This is a genomic window from Brenneria corticis (assembly GCF_003115855.1).
GTDB lineage: Bacteria > Pseudomonadota > Gammaproteobacteria > Enterobacterales > Enterobacteriaceae > Brenneria > Brenneria corticis.
This window is the reverse complement of record NZ_KZ819076.1, coordinates 112311-128019: the sequence shown is the minus strand read 5'-3', so window position 1 is coordinate 128019 and position 15709 is coordinate 112311. Positions and strand designations below refer to the sequence as shown.

Annotated in this window: 14 protein-coding genes; 3 read left to right on the top strand and 11 right to left on the bottom strand. The window is 52.9% G+C overall.

What is annotated here, in order from left to right; genetic code table 11:
• Window positions 1-408 precede the first annotated feature (408 nt).
• Entirely contained in the window at window positions 409-981 is a 573-nt protein-coding gene (gene satP, locus DDT56_RS08650; RefSeq protein WP_009111379.1) for an acetate uptake transporter, read from the top strand.
• Between the two features lie 63 nt (window positions 982-1044).
• Here satP and DDT56_RS08645 read toward each other — a convergent pair whose 3' ends face one another.
• Complete coding sequence (locus DDT56_RS08645) at window positions 1045-2391, bottom strand: MFS transporter (RefSeq protein WP_136166052.1); 1347 nt, start codon at window positions 2389-2391, stop codon at window positions 1045-1047.
• Window positions 2392-2514: 123 nt separating this feature from the next.
• Entirely contained in the window at window positions 2515-3102 is a 588-nt protein-coding gene (mog, locus tag DDT56_RS08640) for a molybdopterin adenylyltransferase (protein ID WP_136166051.1), read from the bottom strand.
• 345 nt (window positions 3103-3447) lie between these two features.
• On the opposite strand from mog, the gene DDT56_RS08635 reads away from it, so the two are divergent.
• Window positions 3448-4530, top strand: coding sequence for a GGDEF domain-containing protein (locus DDT56_RS08635; protein ID WP_136166050.1), 1083 nt, complete (start codon window positions 3448-3450; stop codon window positions 4528-4530).
• A 92-nt stretch (window positions 4531-4622) separates the two neighbouring features.
• On the opposite strand, the gene tal is transcribed toward DDT56_RS08635, so the two are convergent.
• The gene (gene tal, locus DDT56_RS08630) at window positions 4623-5576 is read right to left on the bottom strand and encodes a transaldolase (RefSeq protein ID WP_136166049.1); all 954 of its coding nucleotides are present in this window, start codon (window positions 5574-5576) and stop codon (window positions 4623-4625) included.
• 346 nt (window positions 5577-5922) lie between these two features.
• Here tal and yaaA point away from each other — a divergent pair, with 346 nt between their 5' ends.
• A complete protein-coding gene (yaaA, locus tag DDT56_RS08625) occupies window positions 5923-6696 on the top strand; it encodes a peroxide stress protein YaaA (protein WP_136166048.1) in 774 nt (257 codons plus the stop codon).
• 12 nt (window positions 6697-6708) lie between these two features.
• Here yaaA and DDT56_RS08620 read toward each other — a convergent pair whose 3' ends face one another.
• From DDT56_RS08620 to DDT56_RS08585, 8 genes are all read right to left on the bottom strand, one after another.
• Window positions 6709-7416 (bottom strand): amino acid ABC transporter permease, encoded by a 708-nt coding sequence (locus DDT56_RS08620; protein WP_136166047.1) that lies wholly within the window; start codon window positions 7414-7416, stop codon window positions 6709-6711.
• 19 nt (window positions 7417-7435) lie between these two features.
• On the bottom strand, window positions 7436-8125 hold the full coding sequence (locus DDT56_RS08615; protein WP_136166046.1) for an amino acid ABC transporter permease: 690 nt from the start codon (window positions 8123-8125) through the stop codon (window positions 7436-7438).
• A 48-nt stretch (window positions 8126-8173) separates the two neighbouring features.
• On the bottom strand, window positions 8174-8971 hold the full coding sequence (locus DDT56_RS08610) for a transporter substrate-binding domain-containing protein (RefSeq protein WP_136166045.1): 798 nt from the start codon (window positions 8969-8971) through the stop codon (window positions 8174-8176).
• Window positions 8972-9003: 32 nt separating this feature from the next.
• A complete protein-coding gene (acuI, locus tag DDT56_RS08605) occupies window positions 9004-9993 on the bottom strand; it encodes an acrylyl-CoA reductase (NADPH) (RefSeq protein ID WP_136166044.1) in 990 nt (329 codons plus the stop codon).
• 49 nt (window positions 9994-10042) lie between these two features.
• Entirely contained in the window at window positions 10043-10774 is a 732-nt protein-coding gene (locus DDT56_RS08600; RefSeq protein WP_136166043.1) for an enoyl-CoA hydratase/isomerase family protein, read from the bottom strand.
• Window positions 10775-10791: 17 nt separating this feature from the next.
• Entirely contained in the window at window positions 10792-12183 is a 1392-nt protein-coding gene (locus DDT56_RS08595; RefSeq protein ID WP_136166042.1) for a phenylacetate--CoA ligase family protein, read from the bottom strand.
• Between the two features lie 533 nt (window positions 12184-12716).
• Window positions 12717-14069, bottom strand: coding sequence for an adenylosuccinate lyase (gene purB, locus DDT56_RS08590; RefSeq protein WP_136166041.1), 1353 nt, complete (start codon window positions 14067-14069; stop codon window positions 12717-12719).
• Window positions 14070-14208: 139 nt separating this feature from the next.
• Window positions 14209-15708: a tripartite tricarboxylate transporter permease gene (locus tag DDT56_RS08585; RefSeq protein WP_136166040.1), complete on the bottom strand. Its 1500-nt coding sequence runs from the start codon at window positions 15706-15708 to the stop codon at window positions 14209-14211.
• Window position 15709 lies beyond the last annotated feature (1 nt).

The window sequence follows — 15709 nt, the reverse complement described above, 5'->3', positions numbered from 1 at the left end:
CTAAACATCTCCACTAAAAAGTCATATTCGGTGTGGTAGTTCAACCTACTATGCGGACGCAATGTCATTTTTCAACTGCACAACGACATTTTTCACCGGCGCGGCCTGATTTTTTCAAGACGCCGCGCTAGCGTGACGAGCCGGCATAAACCCTTTTTGATTTGGTCAAACCGTTTTGGTTGAAAATAAGATGGGGTCAACAATTCCATCATCAAGGGGGGATATGAAAAAAAATGACCTTTATGCCCTGTTCAATCAAACTATTCCGCCTTCGCCATGTTGTGTCCGCTCAACGCGCCGGATATGATGCCGCGCTCGCTGGTAAAACGGGGTACGCAACCGTCGCTATCACGGGCAATAACACCTTAAACAACATCTATTTTGATAATCTGTTATTGCAGAGGTTTTATGAGCGCAAACACGTTGGCAAATCCCGGTCCGTTAGGGCTGATGGGCTTCGGGATGACCACTATTTTATTAAACCTGCACAACGCAGGCTTTTTCCCGCTTTCTTCCATTATCCTCAGCATGGGCATTTTCTACGGCGGTATCGCCCAGATTCTGGCCGGATTACTGGAATATAAAAAAGGCAATACCTTCGGCGTTACCGCATTCACCTCTTACGGTGCTTTCTGGCTGACGTTGGTGGCTATTCTTATATTGCCGAAAATGGGCCTGGCCGAAGCCAGCGATCCTCAGTTCCTGGGCGTGTTCCTCGGCCTGTGGGGGGTCTTCACCCTGTTTATGTTCTTCGGAACCTTACGCGCCAACCTGGCGTTGCAGTTTGTGTTTGCCAGCCTGACGCTGCTTTTCGCGTTGCTGGCCGTCGGTAATTTTACCGGCAACCATGCGCTGCTGACCTTTGCCGGTTTCGAAGGCATTATCTGCGGCGCCAGCGCGATTTATCTGGCGATGGCGGAAGTGTTGAACGAACAGTTCGGCCGTAAAGTCCTGCCTATCGGCGCGCGCGGCGCGCACTAGGTACGGAATGCGGTTTAAGGCAATGGCGTCACTCCCTGCGCGGCGGGGAGTGACCAACAGGCATTAAATACCGACCGGCGAACGGGTAGGCTCCGCCTCCGGCGCCTTACCGGCCTGCTCGCTATTCAGATCGCGCTGTAAATATATTCCCAGCAGCACCCCGACGCCGGACAGCGCCAGCACATACCAGGCCGGCGCCAGCGGCGTTACCTTCATAATCAACGTGACGAAAATCGGCGTCAGGCCGCCAAAAATAGCGTAAGACACGTTATAGGAAAACGAGATCCCGGAAAAGCGGACCTCCGCCGGAAAAGCGCGCACCATCACGTAAGGCACCGCCCCCACCACGCCGACGCTGAGCCCGACGAGCGCATAGCCGACGAACAGCCACTCCGTATCGCCCGCCGCCGTGCGGTAGAAAAACCAGCTGCACGCCGCCAGCAACAGACTGCCGCCGATAAAAACCTTACTGGCGCCGAAGCGGTCGCTCAGCAAACCGGCGATAACGCAGCCGAACATCAGGGCGATAGTGGCCAGGCAGTTCGCCTGCAGCGCCAGCGCCGCGGAAATGCCGTGAACTTTTTGCAGATAGGTGGGCGCCATCAGAATCACCACCACAATACAGGCGGATAGCATCCAGGTAAGCAGCATCGACACCGCCACCGCTCTTTTATGTTTTAGCACCACCGATTTCAGCGGCACCTCCTCCGCCAGCTTTTTTTGCGCCCGCATGGCGGTAAAAACCGGCGTTTCCTGCAGCCAGCGGCGCAGATACATGGCCACCAGGCCAAAAATCCCGCCGATAAAGAAAGGCACCCGCCAGCCGCCGCCCGACATCTGCGCCGGCGTCAGCACGGTATTCAATAAGGTGGCGACCAGCGATCCCAGTAAAATCCCCATCGTCAGGCCGGCCGTCAAGGTTCCGCAGGCAAAACCGATGCGGGAGCGGGGAACGTGTTCCGCCACAAACACCCACGCGCCGGGCACCTCGCCGCCGATCGCCGCGCCCTGCAGCACGCGCATCAGCAGCAGTAATAACGGCGCGGCGATCCCGATAGCTTCATAGGTCGGCAGCATGCCCATCGCCAGCGTCGGCAACGCCATCAGCAGGATGCTCAGGCTGAACATTTTTTTACGCCCGACCAGGTCGCCGAAGTGGGCCATGATAATGCCGCCCAGCGGGCGGGCCAGATACCCGGCGGCGAAAATGCCGAAGGTCTGAACCTGACGCAGCCATTCGGGAATATCCGCCGGGAAAAAGAGATCCCCGATAACCGCCGCGAAAAAGACGAAGATAATAAAGTCATAAAACTCCAGCGCGCCGCCCAGCGCCGCCAGAGAAAGCGTTTTGTAATCCTGCCGGTTTAACCGGCGCTGCCGTTGGTGAGAGTGATGCTGCTCGTGATTCATAAATACCGCGCAATGCCAGAGTGGAAATAAAATTTTACCGCCTTGTGTAAAGCAAAAATTACTATAGCGGCAAAATTCTGATACACCAGCAAAGCTGAATCTTATGTTTGAAATCGCCAAACTTCAGTTTTTTATTTCGCGGATGGCATTTTTAGGACGAAAAGCTGCTACGACGCGCGGGTCGGTTTCAATGTACGGCCCTTCCAGCAGTTGGATACAATAGGGAATGCTGGCAAAAATCCCGGCGACGACGACGCTGCCGTCGCTATCTTTCAGCCCTTCCAGCGTCTCTTTGATGGATTTGGGCTGCCCGGGCAGATTAAGAATCAGCGCGTGTTTGCGAATCACCCCCACCTGTCGGGACAGAATCGCCGTCGGCACAAATTGCAGACTGATTTGGCGCATCTGTTCGCCAAAGCCCGGCATTACGCGATCGGCGACGGCCAGCGTCGCGTCGGGCGTCACATCGCGACGCGCCGGCCCGGTGCCGCCCGTGGTAAGCACCAGATGACAGCCACGCTCATCAACCAGTTCACATAGCGTTTGTTCAATCAACGGTTGCTCATCCGGCACCAGACGGGTTTCGATTTCAAAGGGGGTGGTTAATGCGGCCGTCAACCACGTTTCCAACGCCGGAATGCCTTTATCCTGATAAACACCGCCCGACGCCCGATCGGAAACCGATACCAATCCCACATGCAATACGTTCATAAGAGGACTCCTGGAAAATGAAAACCCAATTTTATCAGGATATTGTCTGCTTCGAGCGGCTAAATCGCCGCATATAATACTCGTTATTAAGTCTTCGCTTAAAAATGAAAAAAATTCATTTTAATCAGTAACCCGTTGCATTGAATCCAAGAGATAATTGAACAACGCGAGTTTCCTCAACCGCTCCACGCCCGACAGCCTTTACTTAAAAAAAAACTTTTAAAAAAAAGAAAAACAACGACCTCGCCTATCATTAACGTTCACCCGAGCGAAGATACTATGATAAAATTCACGCATAGCTTAACGCCAAGATAATAAGTAAAAAGCCACACCAAGGAAGTATGCATGAATAGCACTAAATATAAGATATTAGAGTTTTTTTCCCACCCGATATCCGCATTTATTCTGTTCGGTTTTATTTCCTTGTTAATCACCGTCGTTGTTATACACGAGTCAGATAAAAGAACCTGGCGGGTGGAGAAGCGTAACCTTGACTCGATCATTAAAACCTATGATTCCTATAATTCCGGCGACGTTACGGACGTCGATACCACGGAAAAAACCGGACGCTATCTTGTCGTGCACATAAGAACCTTCGCCTTTAATACCCGCGATGTGAGCGGTGAATGCATCAACCGGTTATCAGCCTCGGATCTGCAATTTAACGATATGGCCATTATCCGCGTCTGTCAGAATAAACTCCCCTCCATAGGCGAGTATGCGGGGCAGGATACCTTGACGGTCATTTTCCCGATTCTGTCGGCAAAAGACGAACTGCTGGGCCTGCGCATCCGCAGCACGTCACGGGAGCCTATTCCTTCGATACTGGATACCTTTTTATCGGCCACCTCGGCGGTTGTTATACTGAGCATCGTGCTATTTTGCGCGATACTGGGAAGTCTGCTCTCCATTCTCGCCAAAAAGTATCTGATAGAACTGCCGATAACCGCAAGATATGACGACCTGAGCGGATACCTGCGGCGGGATGCCTTTTTTATGGCCGCCAATAAGGCGCTGCGCATCGCCAATTTCGCCAAACGTCCGGTTTGCGTCATTCTTATCGATATTGATCACTTTAAGAACGTGAATGATACTTTCGGTCATAGCGCCGGGGATGAGGCGCTAAAAGTCGTCGCCGAGGTTTTTAAAAAATCATTCCGCCGGGAAGATATTTTCGGACGCATCGGCGGTGATGAATTTGCCATTGTTTTACCCAACATCGGACTGGAAGACGCCTACCTGGTGGCGGAACGAGCCAGATTACGGGTCAGCAATGCCAATAGCGAAATATTCGGCAAGGCGGTGGACCTGACGGTCAGTATCGGACTGGTGGAATATCATGAAAAAGAAGATTTGATATCGGTAATGAACCGGGCGGATGAAAAACTTTATGTCGCCAAAAACACGCGCAATGCCGTGGCGAAATAAAACCGCCTGTCGAAAACATGAAAGAAACTAAAGTATATGCCGTTATGCGTTTATGGCCGGATGCATATCCGGCCATTTTTTCGTGCGGTTTATTACAGTAATTCGGCAATCACTTTTTCCAGTTTTCCCTGGTCGACCGCAAACTTGCGAATGCCATCGGCCAGTTTATCGACCGCCATGGGATCCTGATTATGCTGCCAGTAGAACTGGGCTTCGGTCAGTTTGGCCGGACGCGCCTTAACCTCGCCGCTATAAGAAAGTTTACGCGCCACTTCCCCTTCGCTTTCCGCCAGTTCTTTCAGCAGAGCCGGCGCAATGGTCAGACGGTCGCACCCGGCCAACTCGATAATTTCCCCCAGATTACGGAAGCTGGCGCCCATCACCACGGTTTCATAACCGTGCTGTTTGTAGTAGTTGTAGATTTCAGTGACCGAAATCACGCCCGGATCTTCGTTCGGGGCAAATTCTTTCTTATCGCCATTGGCTTTGTGCCAATCCAGAATACGGCCGACAAAGGGTGAAATCAGGAATACGCCGGCTTCGGCGCAGGCGCGCGCCTGCGCAAAGGAGAACAGCAGCGTCAGGTTACAGTTGATGCCCTCTTTTTCCAGCTGTTCCGCGGCGCGAATGCCCTGCCAGGTGGAAGCCAGTTTGATCAGAATGCGGTCATTGCTGATGCCGGCATCGTTATAAAGCTTAATCAGGCGTTTTGCCTTCGCCACGCTGGCTTGCGTGTCATAAGAAAGACGGGCATCCACCTCGGTGGAAATACGGCCGGGGATCAGTTTTAAAATCTCGAGGCCGATATTCACCGCCAGCTTATCAGTGGCGTCGATCACCTGCTGCTCACGGCTATCGCTCTGCTCGCGCGCCCAGTTGACGGCGTCGTCAATCAGCTTGCGGTATTCGGGAATCTGGGCGGCATTCAGGATCAGCGATGGGTTGGTGGTGGCGTCTTGCGGTTGATACAATTTCATCGCCGCAATATCGCCGGTATCGGCCACAACCGTTGTCAGTTGGCGTAGGGAGGTCAGTTTATCCGTCATATTGGCATTTCTCATGGTTTATACGTGAATTATTCGAGCATGAACTGGTGGCGGTGTATTTTCGCTTGAATCTGATAATAACACGCGCGAAATCCGGCGCAAGGCGGCCTTTTCACCCGCGCTCGCGGTCCGTTCGACGCCGTTGACGATCTCCCCCGGCCCACGCTGCCGGCGCGCGGATAAAAACGTTTTAAAACAATATATTAACATTTAATCCTTTCACAAAACGCCGCCGCCGGTCCGATGATTGCCGCTCCCTGTTATAACCATCGCCGCTTTCTTGCCTGATTTTGTCTGGTTCTTGTTATAGTAAGGGCATCAAAATCGGCCCGATAGGATATGGCGCATGCTTATAACCATTTCACCCGCAAAAACGCTCGATTACACCACTCCTTTGGCGACGCAACGCTATACTCAGCCGGAATTGCTGGACTATTCCAGCCGGCTGATTGCCATCTGCAAGAAACTGACGCCGGCGCAGATCGCCTCGCTGATGGGCATCAGCGACAAGCTGGCCGACCTGAATGCCGGCCGCTTTAATGACTGGCACCCCGACTTTACCCCCGAAAATGCGCGCCAGGCGCTGCTGGCTTTTAAAGGGGATGTTTACACCGGCCTGGCGGCGGAAGATTTCAGCGAAGAGGACTTTGATTTCGCCCAGCGGCACCTGCGTATCCTGTCCGGGTTATACGGCGTGTTGCGACCGCTGGATTTAATGCAGCCCTATCGGCTGGAAATGGGCACCAGACTCGACACTAAAGCGGGCAAGGATCTCTACGGCTTTTGGGGGGACGCGATCGCTGAAAAGCTGAATCAGGCGCTCGGCGAACAGGATGACGACATTCTGGTTAATCTGGCGTCGGACGAATACTTCAAAGCCGTTAACCGCAAAAAACTGCATGGCCGGATTATCAAGCCGGTGTTTCTGGATGAGAAAAACGGCAAGTTTAAGGTCATCAGCTTTTACGCCAAAAAAGCCCGCGGCTTAATGAGCCGTTTTATTATCCAGAACCGCCTGACGCGGCCGGAACAGCTGAAAGATTTCGATCTGGACGGTTATTACTTCGAAGCGGCCCAGTCTTCGGCGGACGAACTGATCTTTAAACGGCGGGAGCGGTAGGCCGGCTTATCCTCAAAAACCACGAGATAGCCGCGCGTGCAGTTTTCTATCCAGGATTGAAGAGATCACTTCGATGGATAGGGTAATGCACCAATAAATAATGGCGGCGGCAATAAACGCCTCGACGAACTGATAGGTTGTTGAGGCGACAAGGTTGGTCTTTCCGGTAATTTCCACCACGGAGATCCAATAAGCGATGGAGCTGGCATGTAATACGTTGATGGATCTCGAGCTTAAATTCTTAATGGTATACAGCACCGCCTGAGGCAAAAGGAGCCTGCGCATCATCTGGAAGCGCGTCATTCCCAATGCGACCGACGCGTCAAGTTCCCCCATGGAAATCGCGCTTATGCCGGATCTCAGTATCTCCGAAAAGAAAGCCGCGGTGCTCATCGAAAGCCCGCCGATCACCAACGCCGATAACGGTATGCTGTTCGCTCTGACCGACAATGAAAAATAGTGCGCCAGTGCGTCGAAAAAGTGAGGGAAACCGTAAAAAAACAGAAAAATATGCAATACCATCGGCGTGCCGCGAAAAAATGAAACGTAGAATTTCGAAATTTGAGCCAATACGGGAACGTTGAAATAATTAATATAAACGATCGTCAGCGCACCGACAAAACCGAACGACAGCGAGGTTAGCGTAATAAATAACGTCGTGGGTACGGCAGGCAGCACCTCGACGACGGCATGAAGGATAAACGCAAAGTCTAGCATCATATTTTCTCAACGAGATAAGTTACTTTAACCGATGAAATGAACATTTTCTTTCAACGAGCTTGAAAATACGCTCCATCCCGGTACAGAGAATAAAGTAGATAATGGATATGGATAAAAATACTTCGAAGGAGCGCATGGTCTGGGCGCTAAGGGTTATGCCCCGCCCCATGACGTCCATAACGCCGACGGTAAACGCCAACGCCGTGCTTTTTAACGCCACCAGAAATATATTGCTCATATCGGGGATAGCCAGCATAACCGCCTGCGGCATCATTACTCTGCAAAAGACCTGACGGTTTTTCATGCCAATCGAATAGGCGGCCTCTATTTGCCCGCGCTCCACATTACCCAGCGCGGAGCGAAAAACCTCACAAAAATTCGCCGACAGATATAGCCCGTTCGCCGCAATCACAAAATAGAGTGCGGGAACGGCGTTAATATCTATGCCCAGGCTGATAAGAAATATCGGCAGCAGGTAATACAGCAGGATCAGCTGGACCAATACGGGCGTGCCTCTGGCGTAGGATACGAGCATAACGGACAGGATATTCAGTACGCATATATTATAAACTCTAAAAATGGCCAGGCATAAACCGAACAGCAGACCGATCAGTGAACTATAGAAAAAAATAGTCAGCGTCACCGGCAAATATTCCGCTACGATGGGTAATGCCCGCCAGACAAGATTGGAGTCAAACCAGGGATCCATAAAACACCATTCGATATAGGGCCTGTGGAAAATAAATGAAATTTAGCGTTAAAACTTGAGCGGCTTGGTAAAATCAGCGCCAAACCATTCATAACTCAATTTTTCCAACGTACCGTCGCTCTTGATTTCGATAATCGCCTTATCCAGCTTATCCCGCAATTCAGTATCCGATTTTTGCAGCAGCAGATGCGCGCCGGGATCGCCGGGTCGGACATTTTCAGGCAGGAATCCCTCCCCTACCGTCTTCAAACGCTGATTTCTGTATTTATTGAATAAACTTACCTGATGTTCCGGCAAAAACAGGGCATCGACGCGTTTGGCATTCAATAGCCCAACCATTTCGGTATTGGATTTGGAAGGAAACACGGCGACGTCCAATACCTTTTTATTGATAATACCCTCCAGGATTTTCGCCTGTACCCCGGTGCCCAACACGGCGACTTTTTTTCCATTCAAATCGTCGACGCCCTGTATATCCGTATTATTCTCCGGCACGACCAGCTTGAACGGGGTTTCATAAAAAACCTCATGGGTATAGAGAAACTGTTTTTCCCTTTCGGGCGAGCGCCAGATATTGCTGTTGATGATTTGCACCTTTCGGCCGGCCAATGAAACAAAAAGAGAGGCGAAATCCATGGTCTTATATTCGAATTTTACGTCCGGGATCCTTTTGTCTATCTCATTCAGCACTTCAACTTCAAACCCGGTAACCTTACCCTTTTCATCGATATAGCTCAGCCCGGGATTTTCACCCTGCGTTCCGACAAGCACCGTCTTCACCTCTTCGGCATAACTATTAAATATCATCAGCAGCAGAGATAATGCTATGGCGATTTTCTGTTTCATTGTTTTCTCCTTTGATAAAAATCTCTATAACATTAATTATCCGGCCGGATATTAACCACGACTCTGCCGCCGAATTTATGATCGAAGAAACCGCTCGCCTTATCGATTACCTCCCGTAATGATATTTCGCTGACGATCAATTCGAGCTTATCGGTATCAAGATCCGACGCCAGCCTTGCCCAGGCGTTTTCCCGCACCGCAAGCGGCGCCTGTACGCTGTCAATGCCATACAGCGTTATTCCCCGCAGAATAAAAGGCAGCACGGTGGCGGGAAAATCATTCCCCCCCGCCAGTCCGCAGGCGGCGACGGCGCCGCCATAAGACGTGGACGCGCAAACGTTGCTTAAGGTTAATCCTCCCACGGTATCAATCGCCCCCGCCCATCGTTCTTTATTTAACGGTTTATGCCGGGCGGACAGTTCGTCTCTGGAGATAATCTCGGCGGCGCCCAATTTGCGCAGCAATGGGTGATTATTCACGTTTCCCGTGGACGCTATCACCTCATAGCCCAATGACGATAACAGGGCAACGGCGATACTGCCGACGCCGCCGCTGGCGCCCGTCACCAGAATCTTGCCGTCGCCCGGCTTAATACCGTGTTTTTCCAGCGCCAACAGGCTTAATATCGCCGTATATCCCGCCGTTCCGATGCCCATCGCCTGGCGCGCGGTAAATTTTTGCGGCAGTCTTATTAAATAATCGCCCTTGACGAAGGCTTTTTCAGCCAGTCCTCCGGAGTATTTCTCCCCCACGCCAAAACCATTCAGCACCACTTTATCACCCGGTCGCCATTGCGGATGACGGCTTGATTCCACCGTACCCGCAAAATCAATTCCCGGCACCAGCGGGAATTTGCGGATAATGGGAGCCTTGCCGGTGATGGCCAACGCATCCTTGTAGTTGATAGTCGACCACTCGACGTCAACAACCACATCGTGTTCATCGTTAAGATAATCATCAATCAATGCATATTCAGCGCTATATTTACCGTCGATATTATTAATCAAGAGACCGTATGCCATAAATAACCCCATAAAAATAAGAAAAAAAATAACCCAAAATATGGCCTTATCACTGAAACCTGGGCGCCCTCTTTTCGATAAACGCCGCGATCCCTTCCTGAAAATCGGCGGAGTTGGTGACGCTGTCGATTTTGGCGCGATAGATGGCGGATATTTCGGAAGGACCTTTGGGCAGTGTTTTTCCGACATATTCCTTCAGGGTTTTAATCACCACGGATGAGTTATTGGCAATTTTTTCAGCGTATAAATAGGCCGTCTCAAGGTGCTCGCCTCGCGGCGTGACCTTATTAATCAAACCAATCTCATATGCCCTGCGCGCGGAAATCTGCTCACCCAGCAGCAGCAATTCCATCGCCACCTTATGCGGTATCCGCGCGGCCAGCGAGGCGATCAGTCCGCCGGTGAAACCGATTTTTGCCTCCGGGTACGAAAAAACGCTGTGCTCGGCGGCTATCGCCAGGTCCGCCATTTGCACCAACACCAAGCCGCCGCCGACGACCAGCCCGGATATAGCCGCGATGACCGGCTTGTTCACCTCAACGCCGATGCCCGGGATCGCGCGCCACAGGTCATGGGGAATATCCTTTAAATTAGCGCCGGCGGTAAAGGCTTCATCGCCCTCGCCGGTTAGCACCGCGACCCGGTCTTCGCTATTATTGAACCTGATCCAGGCGGAATTCAGTTTATCGACTATTTCATGCGTGAAGATATTATATTTTCCCGGATTACTTATCGTGATGGTGGCAATTCTGTTTTTTGAAACATAAGTTACGTCAGCCATTTTTTCGTCCCTTTAATTCAATTCTCGATTATCTCAACAAGTTTTGTTTTAGCGCCCGAGCGCGGAAACGAACCGTAAGCGACAACTTCCACATGAGGTCTGAAATTTAATATCTCGCGAATTTTCTGTTGCAGATTCCGCGCCAGCTGATCCCACTCGAGCTGACTGGTTTCCGCTCCCGCTTCCACCACGATCTTCAACGGCGGATTGACCTTGGGGGGAGGAGCATCCAGCCTGATTCTCAACTCCCCCGATAGCTCGGGCTGAAACATTCTCACCACTTTTTGAATCGCCGCGGGATAGACCTTCACGCCTTTTACGGCCAGCATGTCATCGGTACGACCGATGATTTCCATGCGTACGCCGAAATGTCCGCAGCCGGGACATTCGCCGACGTGAATCCGCACGACGTCTCCGGTCGCATAGCGGAAAGCGGGAGCCGCCTCATATTCCAATCCGGTATGAATCGCTTCGCCAACGGCGCCGTCTTTAAGTTCGATAGGCAACTTCGTTTCCGGATCGACCAGATCGTATCTGAAGCAATAATCCTCGGCCATGTAATGCATTCCATATGACAAGGCCGAATGACAGGTGATGGTTCCGTTATGCCATGCGGCGCCGGTGGCATCGAACACCTGGGCGCCATAGTGCTCGCGGACCCGTTTCCTGAAAGATTCCTGGCTTGCGCCCGGTTCTCCGCTGCAATAAATGATTTCTATACCCAGGGCCCCAACCGGTTTCCCTATTTCTTCGACGGACCTTTCGATCAACTGGGTTACCATCGACGGCGTCGCGAACAGCACCCGTGGCCGGGTCAGTTCCATAAAGCGCAAAATCTTGGGAACGCCGCCCTCGGCTCCCACGCTTACCGGGCGCGCGCCGTAGGCTTCCAGGGCCTGAACGTAGGTGATACCCGCCAGCCACAGCGATAACCCAAAGGCATGAAACGTCGTATCGCCCGGGCGTATGCCGGCCAGGCGAAACAACCTGGCCATGACTCGGTACGTAATCGTCAGATCTTTTCTGCTGAATACGTAAAAGGTCGGGGTTCCCGTGGTTCCCGAGGTCGCCGCAAGATGTATCGCTTTTTCAGGCGCCACGGTCAGATGCAGTCCCAGCGGGTGGCCATATTTTATCAATGACATCTCCTGGGACTCTCTGTGCCTATTCTTGTCGAGAAATATAGGCAGCCGGCGAAAATCGTCTAAAGATGCGATATCGCGGGGATGGCTGACTCCCGCCGCTAAAAATCGTTGATGGTAATAATCCTTATTAGACCATACATACTCAATCTGCTTTTTTAATTTATTAAATCTGTAATTATTTAATCTCGACATGTATTCATCAGGATCTCCGTCCCCTAAATTAAGATAATCAAGAGGACTGTCATTAACACGACTTTCATTCATAAATTAATTATCCTAAATAACAGAGCAGAGGCTATCAACAGGGACAAGAATAAGTTATTCAACTACACGTAATCATAGTAGGGGTTCCCCTCTATCATCACAACAAAACATATCAAATATATTTATAACAACAATGGATATACCAGCCTATATTTCGGGAAGATTAATTACTTTCCCCGAATTAATAATATTGAGGTTGCTGACACCCCTCCACCTTCATCGTCATCCTCGCGAAGGCGGGGATCTGCTTTCAGCTAATGCATTGATATAAGAAAGATTCCTGCTTTCGCAGGGATGACGGATTTTAGGTCGGCATTACAGATGCTTACTTTGTCAATGGTCTGATTAAGATTTATCCTATAAAAAACGGTTAACGCTTTTCCATATAATCCATAAAAACATTAACCCGCCGATAAAATTATAATAAATCCGTTTTTTGTTAATAATCCGTATAATACTTTTACAGCGCATTTAAAAAACGCGTAACAATATTTCCAAGCCAATATGGCGTTCCATTTTCACGGCGCCGGCCTTTAACGCCCTGGCTCGATACCGGCGATGCGATCGACGAAATAACCGGCAAGCCCGGTATAGCGATGGGGAGCAAGCAATTCCGCCAACTCCTCAGTCTCCAGCCGTTGAGTCACCCTTGCGTCTTGCTGAAGCGCGTCCTGTAACGACCCGCCCCGTTCAAATACGGCCATGCAGATATGATAAAGAATGTCATGGGCTTCCTGGCGGCCGATTTTTTCTCCCAGGCGCATCATCACCGCTTCGGACAGCAGCAGCCCTTTTTGCAGATGGAGGTTTCGTTCCATATTGCTTTCACGCACGCTCAAACGAGCGGTGATGGCGGCGGTTTTTTTCAGCGCCGCGTGCGTCAGACTGAACACCCGGCTGACAAACTCCCGCTCGGTCTGCAAGGCGATTTTGTCGCGCTCGTGATCGGCAACCATTGCCTCAAGCGCCAACGGCACCGTACTGCGCACGATACGCGCCAGCGCCACCACGGTTTCACAGGCGGGAGGATTACGTTTGTGCGGCATGGTGCTGCTGCCCACTTTGCCTTCATTAAACGGCTCTTCCAATTCCGCGATTTCACTTTTTTGCAGGTTATATATTTCATGGGCAATGCGGGCGGCCGACTGGGAGACCATAGCCAGCTGAGCCGCCAATTCCGCGATGCTATCCCGGCTCACGTGCCAGCTGATGCCGGCGTCATTCAGGCCGAGCGCCCGAAAAAGCCCCTGCTGCACCGCGATGCCTTTATCGCCAAGGGACGCCAGCGTACCCACCGCCCCGCCAAACTGGCCGACCAATACCCGCGGCTTGATCTCTTGCAACCGCTGTTGCCCACGCCGCAGCTCCTGCGTCCAGCCCGCGGCTTTAAAGCCAAAGGTAATGGGAAGCGCCTGCTGGCCGTGGCTGCGTCCCACCATCGTCAAATCACGATATTTAACCGCCAGCGCCAGCGTATGCGCTATCAGCTCCGCCAAACTTTTCTCCACCCATGTCAATGCGTCGCGGATTTGCAGCACCGTTCCCGTATCCATGATGTCCTGCGTGGTGGCTCCCCAGTGAATGTACTCGCCGCTGCCTCCGGCGCAGAGCTGTTTCATGGCCTTAAGCAGCGGCACAATGGGATGCGCCATACGATCCATATCGGCTTTGAGCGCCGCCAGATCGATAAGCTCGGCGCGCGCCTGGCGGCGGATCTCGACGGCGGCGGCGGTCGGGATAATACCGAGCTCCGCCTGAACGTCGGCCAGAGCGGCCTCTACGTCGAGCCAGCGCTGTACCGTGGCGCGATCGCTGAAAATATCGCGCATTTCCGCCGTACCGAATTGGTCGCCGAACAGTTCACTATCAATAACATAGGCACCCATAAAGCAATTATCTCCCGTGAAAAATTTTCCTGTTCCGTGTTACCCGGCCCGCGGTTTTATCGCCGGCGCCGCGCTAATCGCGTATCCCGCTACGCGGCAATCCGGGCCGCGGCGCGACATCGGCCGTGGCATCGGGGATTTATTCCTGAAAAACTTCCTGCCGGGAGCGATTCAGCCGGGGTAAAAAGATAAGCAGCACCAGCAGCAGCGCGGCCAACAGTAGGCCCGCGGACAGCGGGCGGGTAACGAAGACGCTGAAATCGCCGCGCGACAGCAGCAGCGCCCGGCGCAAATTCTCCTCCAGCAGCGGCCCCAGTACGAAGCCCAGCAGCAACGGCGCCGGCTCCAGCCGCAGTTTGCCGAGCAGATAGCCGAATAGCCCAAAGGCCAGCATCTGCCAGAGATCCGCCGCGGCGTTTTTCACCGAATACACGCCGATGCAGCAAAACACCAGGATCATCGGATACAGCAAGGTATAGGGAATGCGCAGTAGCCGGGCCCAAAGGCCGACCAGCGGCAAATTGAGCAACACCAGGATCAGATTACCCAGCCACATTGAGACAATAAGACCCCAAAATAGCGCCGGGTTGGTGCTCATCACCTGCGGTCCGGGCTGGATATTGTGGATCATCATCGCCGCGACCATCATCGCCATCGTGGCGCTGGACGGGATCCCCAGGGTCAGCAGCGGGATAAACGAGGTCTGCGCGGCGGCGTTATTCGCCGATTCGGGGCCCGCCACGCCTTCAATCGCCCCCCGGCCGAACTCCTGCGGCCGCGCGGTACATTTTTTCTCCAGGCTATAAGAGGAGAAGGCGGCCAGAGTGGCTCCGGCGCCCGGCAATACTCCCAGCAGGCTGCCCAGGCCGGTGCCGCGCAGGATGGCGGGCCACATCCGGCGCCAGTCCTGGCGCGCCGGCCAGAGGGTGTGGATCGGCGCGGTGCCATCGGCCCGCGCCGCCCCCTGCTCCAGGTTGCGTACGATTTCCGCGATGCCGAAAATGCCCATGGCGATGCAGACGAAATCCAGCCCGTCCAGCAGGCTGAGCTGGCCGAAAGCGTAGCGCGCCATGCCGGAATTCACGTCGGTTCCCACGGTGCCCAGCAGCAGCCCCAGAATGATCATGCCGAAGGTTTTACTCAGCGCGCCGGAAGCGATCACCACCGAACCGACCAGGCCAAACACCATCAGGGAAAAATAATCGGCGGGACCGAAATTGAGCGCGATGGCGGTAAGCGGCTGGGCGAACAGGGCGATAAGCAGCGTCGCCACGCTGCCGGCGAAGAAAGAGCCGATGCCGGCGGCGGCCAGCGCCACGCCGGCCCTGCCCTGAAGCGCCATTTGATGCCCATCCAGGGTGGTGATGACGGAGGAGGACTCGCCGGGCAGATTGACCAGTATGGCGGTGGTCGAACCGCCATACTGCGCGCCATAATAGATGCTGGAGAGCATGATTAGCGCCGCCGTCGGGGACATGCCGTAGGTGATCGGCAAAAGCATGGCTATCGTGGCTACCGGCCCGATGCCGGGCAGTACCCCGATCAGCGTGCCCAGCAGGCAGCCCAGCAGGGCGAACAGCAGATTTTCCAGGCTGAGAGCGGTGGCGAACCCCAACTGCAGATGTTCTAGTAGCTCCATG

What these genes read in the sequence shown, in the direction of transcription:
- satP (WP_009111379.1), top strand. Translation starts at nt 409, where the DNA reads ATGAGCGCAAACACGTTGGCAAATCCCGGTCCGTTAGGGCTGATGGGC.
- DDT56_RS08645 (WP_136166052.1), bottom strand. Translation starts at nt 2,391, where the DNA reads ATGAATCACGAGCAGCATCACTCTCACCAACGGCAGCGCCGGTTAAAC.
- mog (WP_136166051.1), bottom strand. Translation starts at nt 3,102, where the DNA reads ATGAACGTATTGCATGTGGGATTGGTATCGGTTTCCGATCGGGCGTCG.
- DDT56_RS08635 (WP_136166050.1), top strand. Translation starts at nt 3,448, where the DNA reads ATGAATAGCACTAAATATAAGATATTAGAGTTTTTTTCCCACCCGATA.
- tal (WP_136166049.1), bottom strand. Translation starts at nt 5,576, where the DNA reads ATGACGGATAAACTGACCTCCCTACGCCAACTGACAACGGTTGTGGCC.
- yaaA (WP_136166048.1), top strand. Translation starts at nt 5,923, where the DNA reads ATGCTTATAACCATTTCACCCGCAAAAACGCTCGATTACACCACTCCT.
- DDT56_RS08620 (WP_136166047.1), bottom strand. Translation starts at nt 7,416, where the DNA reads ATGATGCTAGACTTTGCGTTTATCCTTCATGCCGTCGTCGAGGTGCTG.
- DDT56_RS08615 (WP_136166046.1), bottom strand. Translation starts at nt 8,125, where the DNA reads ATGGATCCCTGGTTTGACTCCAATCTTGTCTGGCGGGCATTACCCATC.
- DDT56_RS08610 (WP_136166045.1), bottom strand. Translation starts at nt 8,971, where the DNA reads ATGAAACAGAAAATCGCCATAGCATTATCTCTGCTGCTGATGATATTT.
- acuI (WP_136166044.1), bottom strand. Translation starts at nt 9,993, where the DNA reads ATGGCATACGGTCTCTTGATTAATAATATCGACGGTAAATATAGCGCT.
- DDT56_RS08600 (WP_136166043.1), bottom strand. Translation starts at nt 10,774, where the DNA reads ATGGCTGACGTAACTTATGTTTCAAAAAACAGAATTGCCACCATCACG.
- DDT56_RS08595 (WP_136166042.1), bottom strand. Translation starts at nt 12,183, where the DNA reads ATGAATGAAAGTCGTGTTAATGACAGTCCTCTTGATTATCTTAATTTA.
- purB (WP_136166041.1), bottom strand. Translation starts at nt 14,069, where the DNA reads ATGGGTGCCTATGTTATTGATAGTGAACTGTTCGGCGACCAATTCGGT.
- DDT56_RS08585 (WP_136166040.1), bottom strand. Translation starts at nt 15,708, where the DNA reads ATGGAGCTACTAGAACATCTGCAGTTGGGGTTCGCCACCGCTCTCAGC.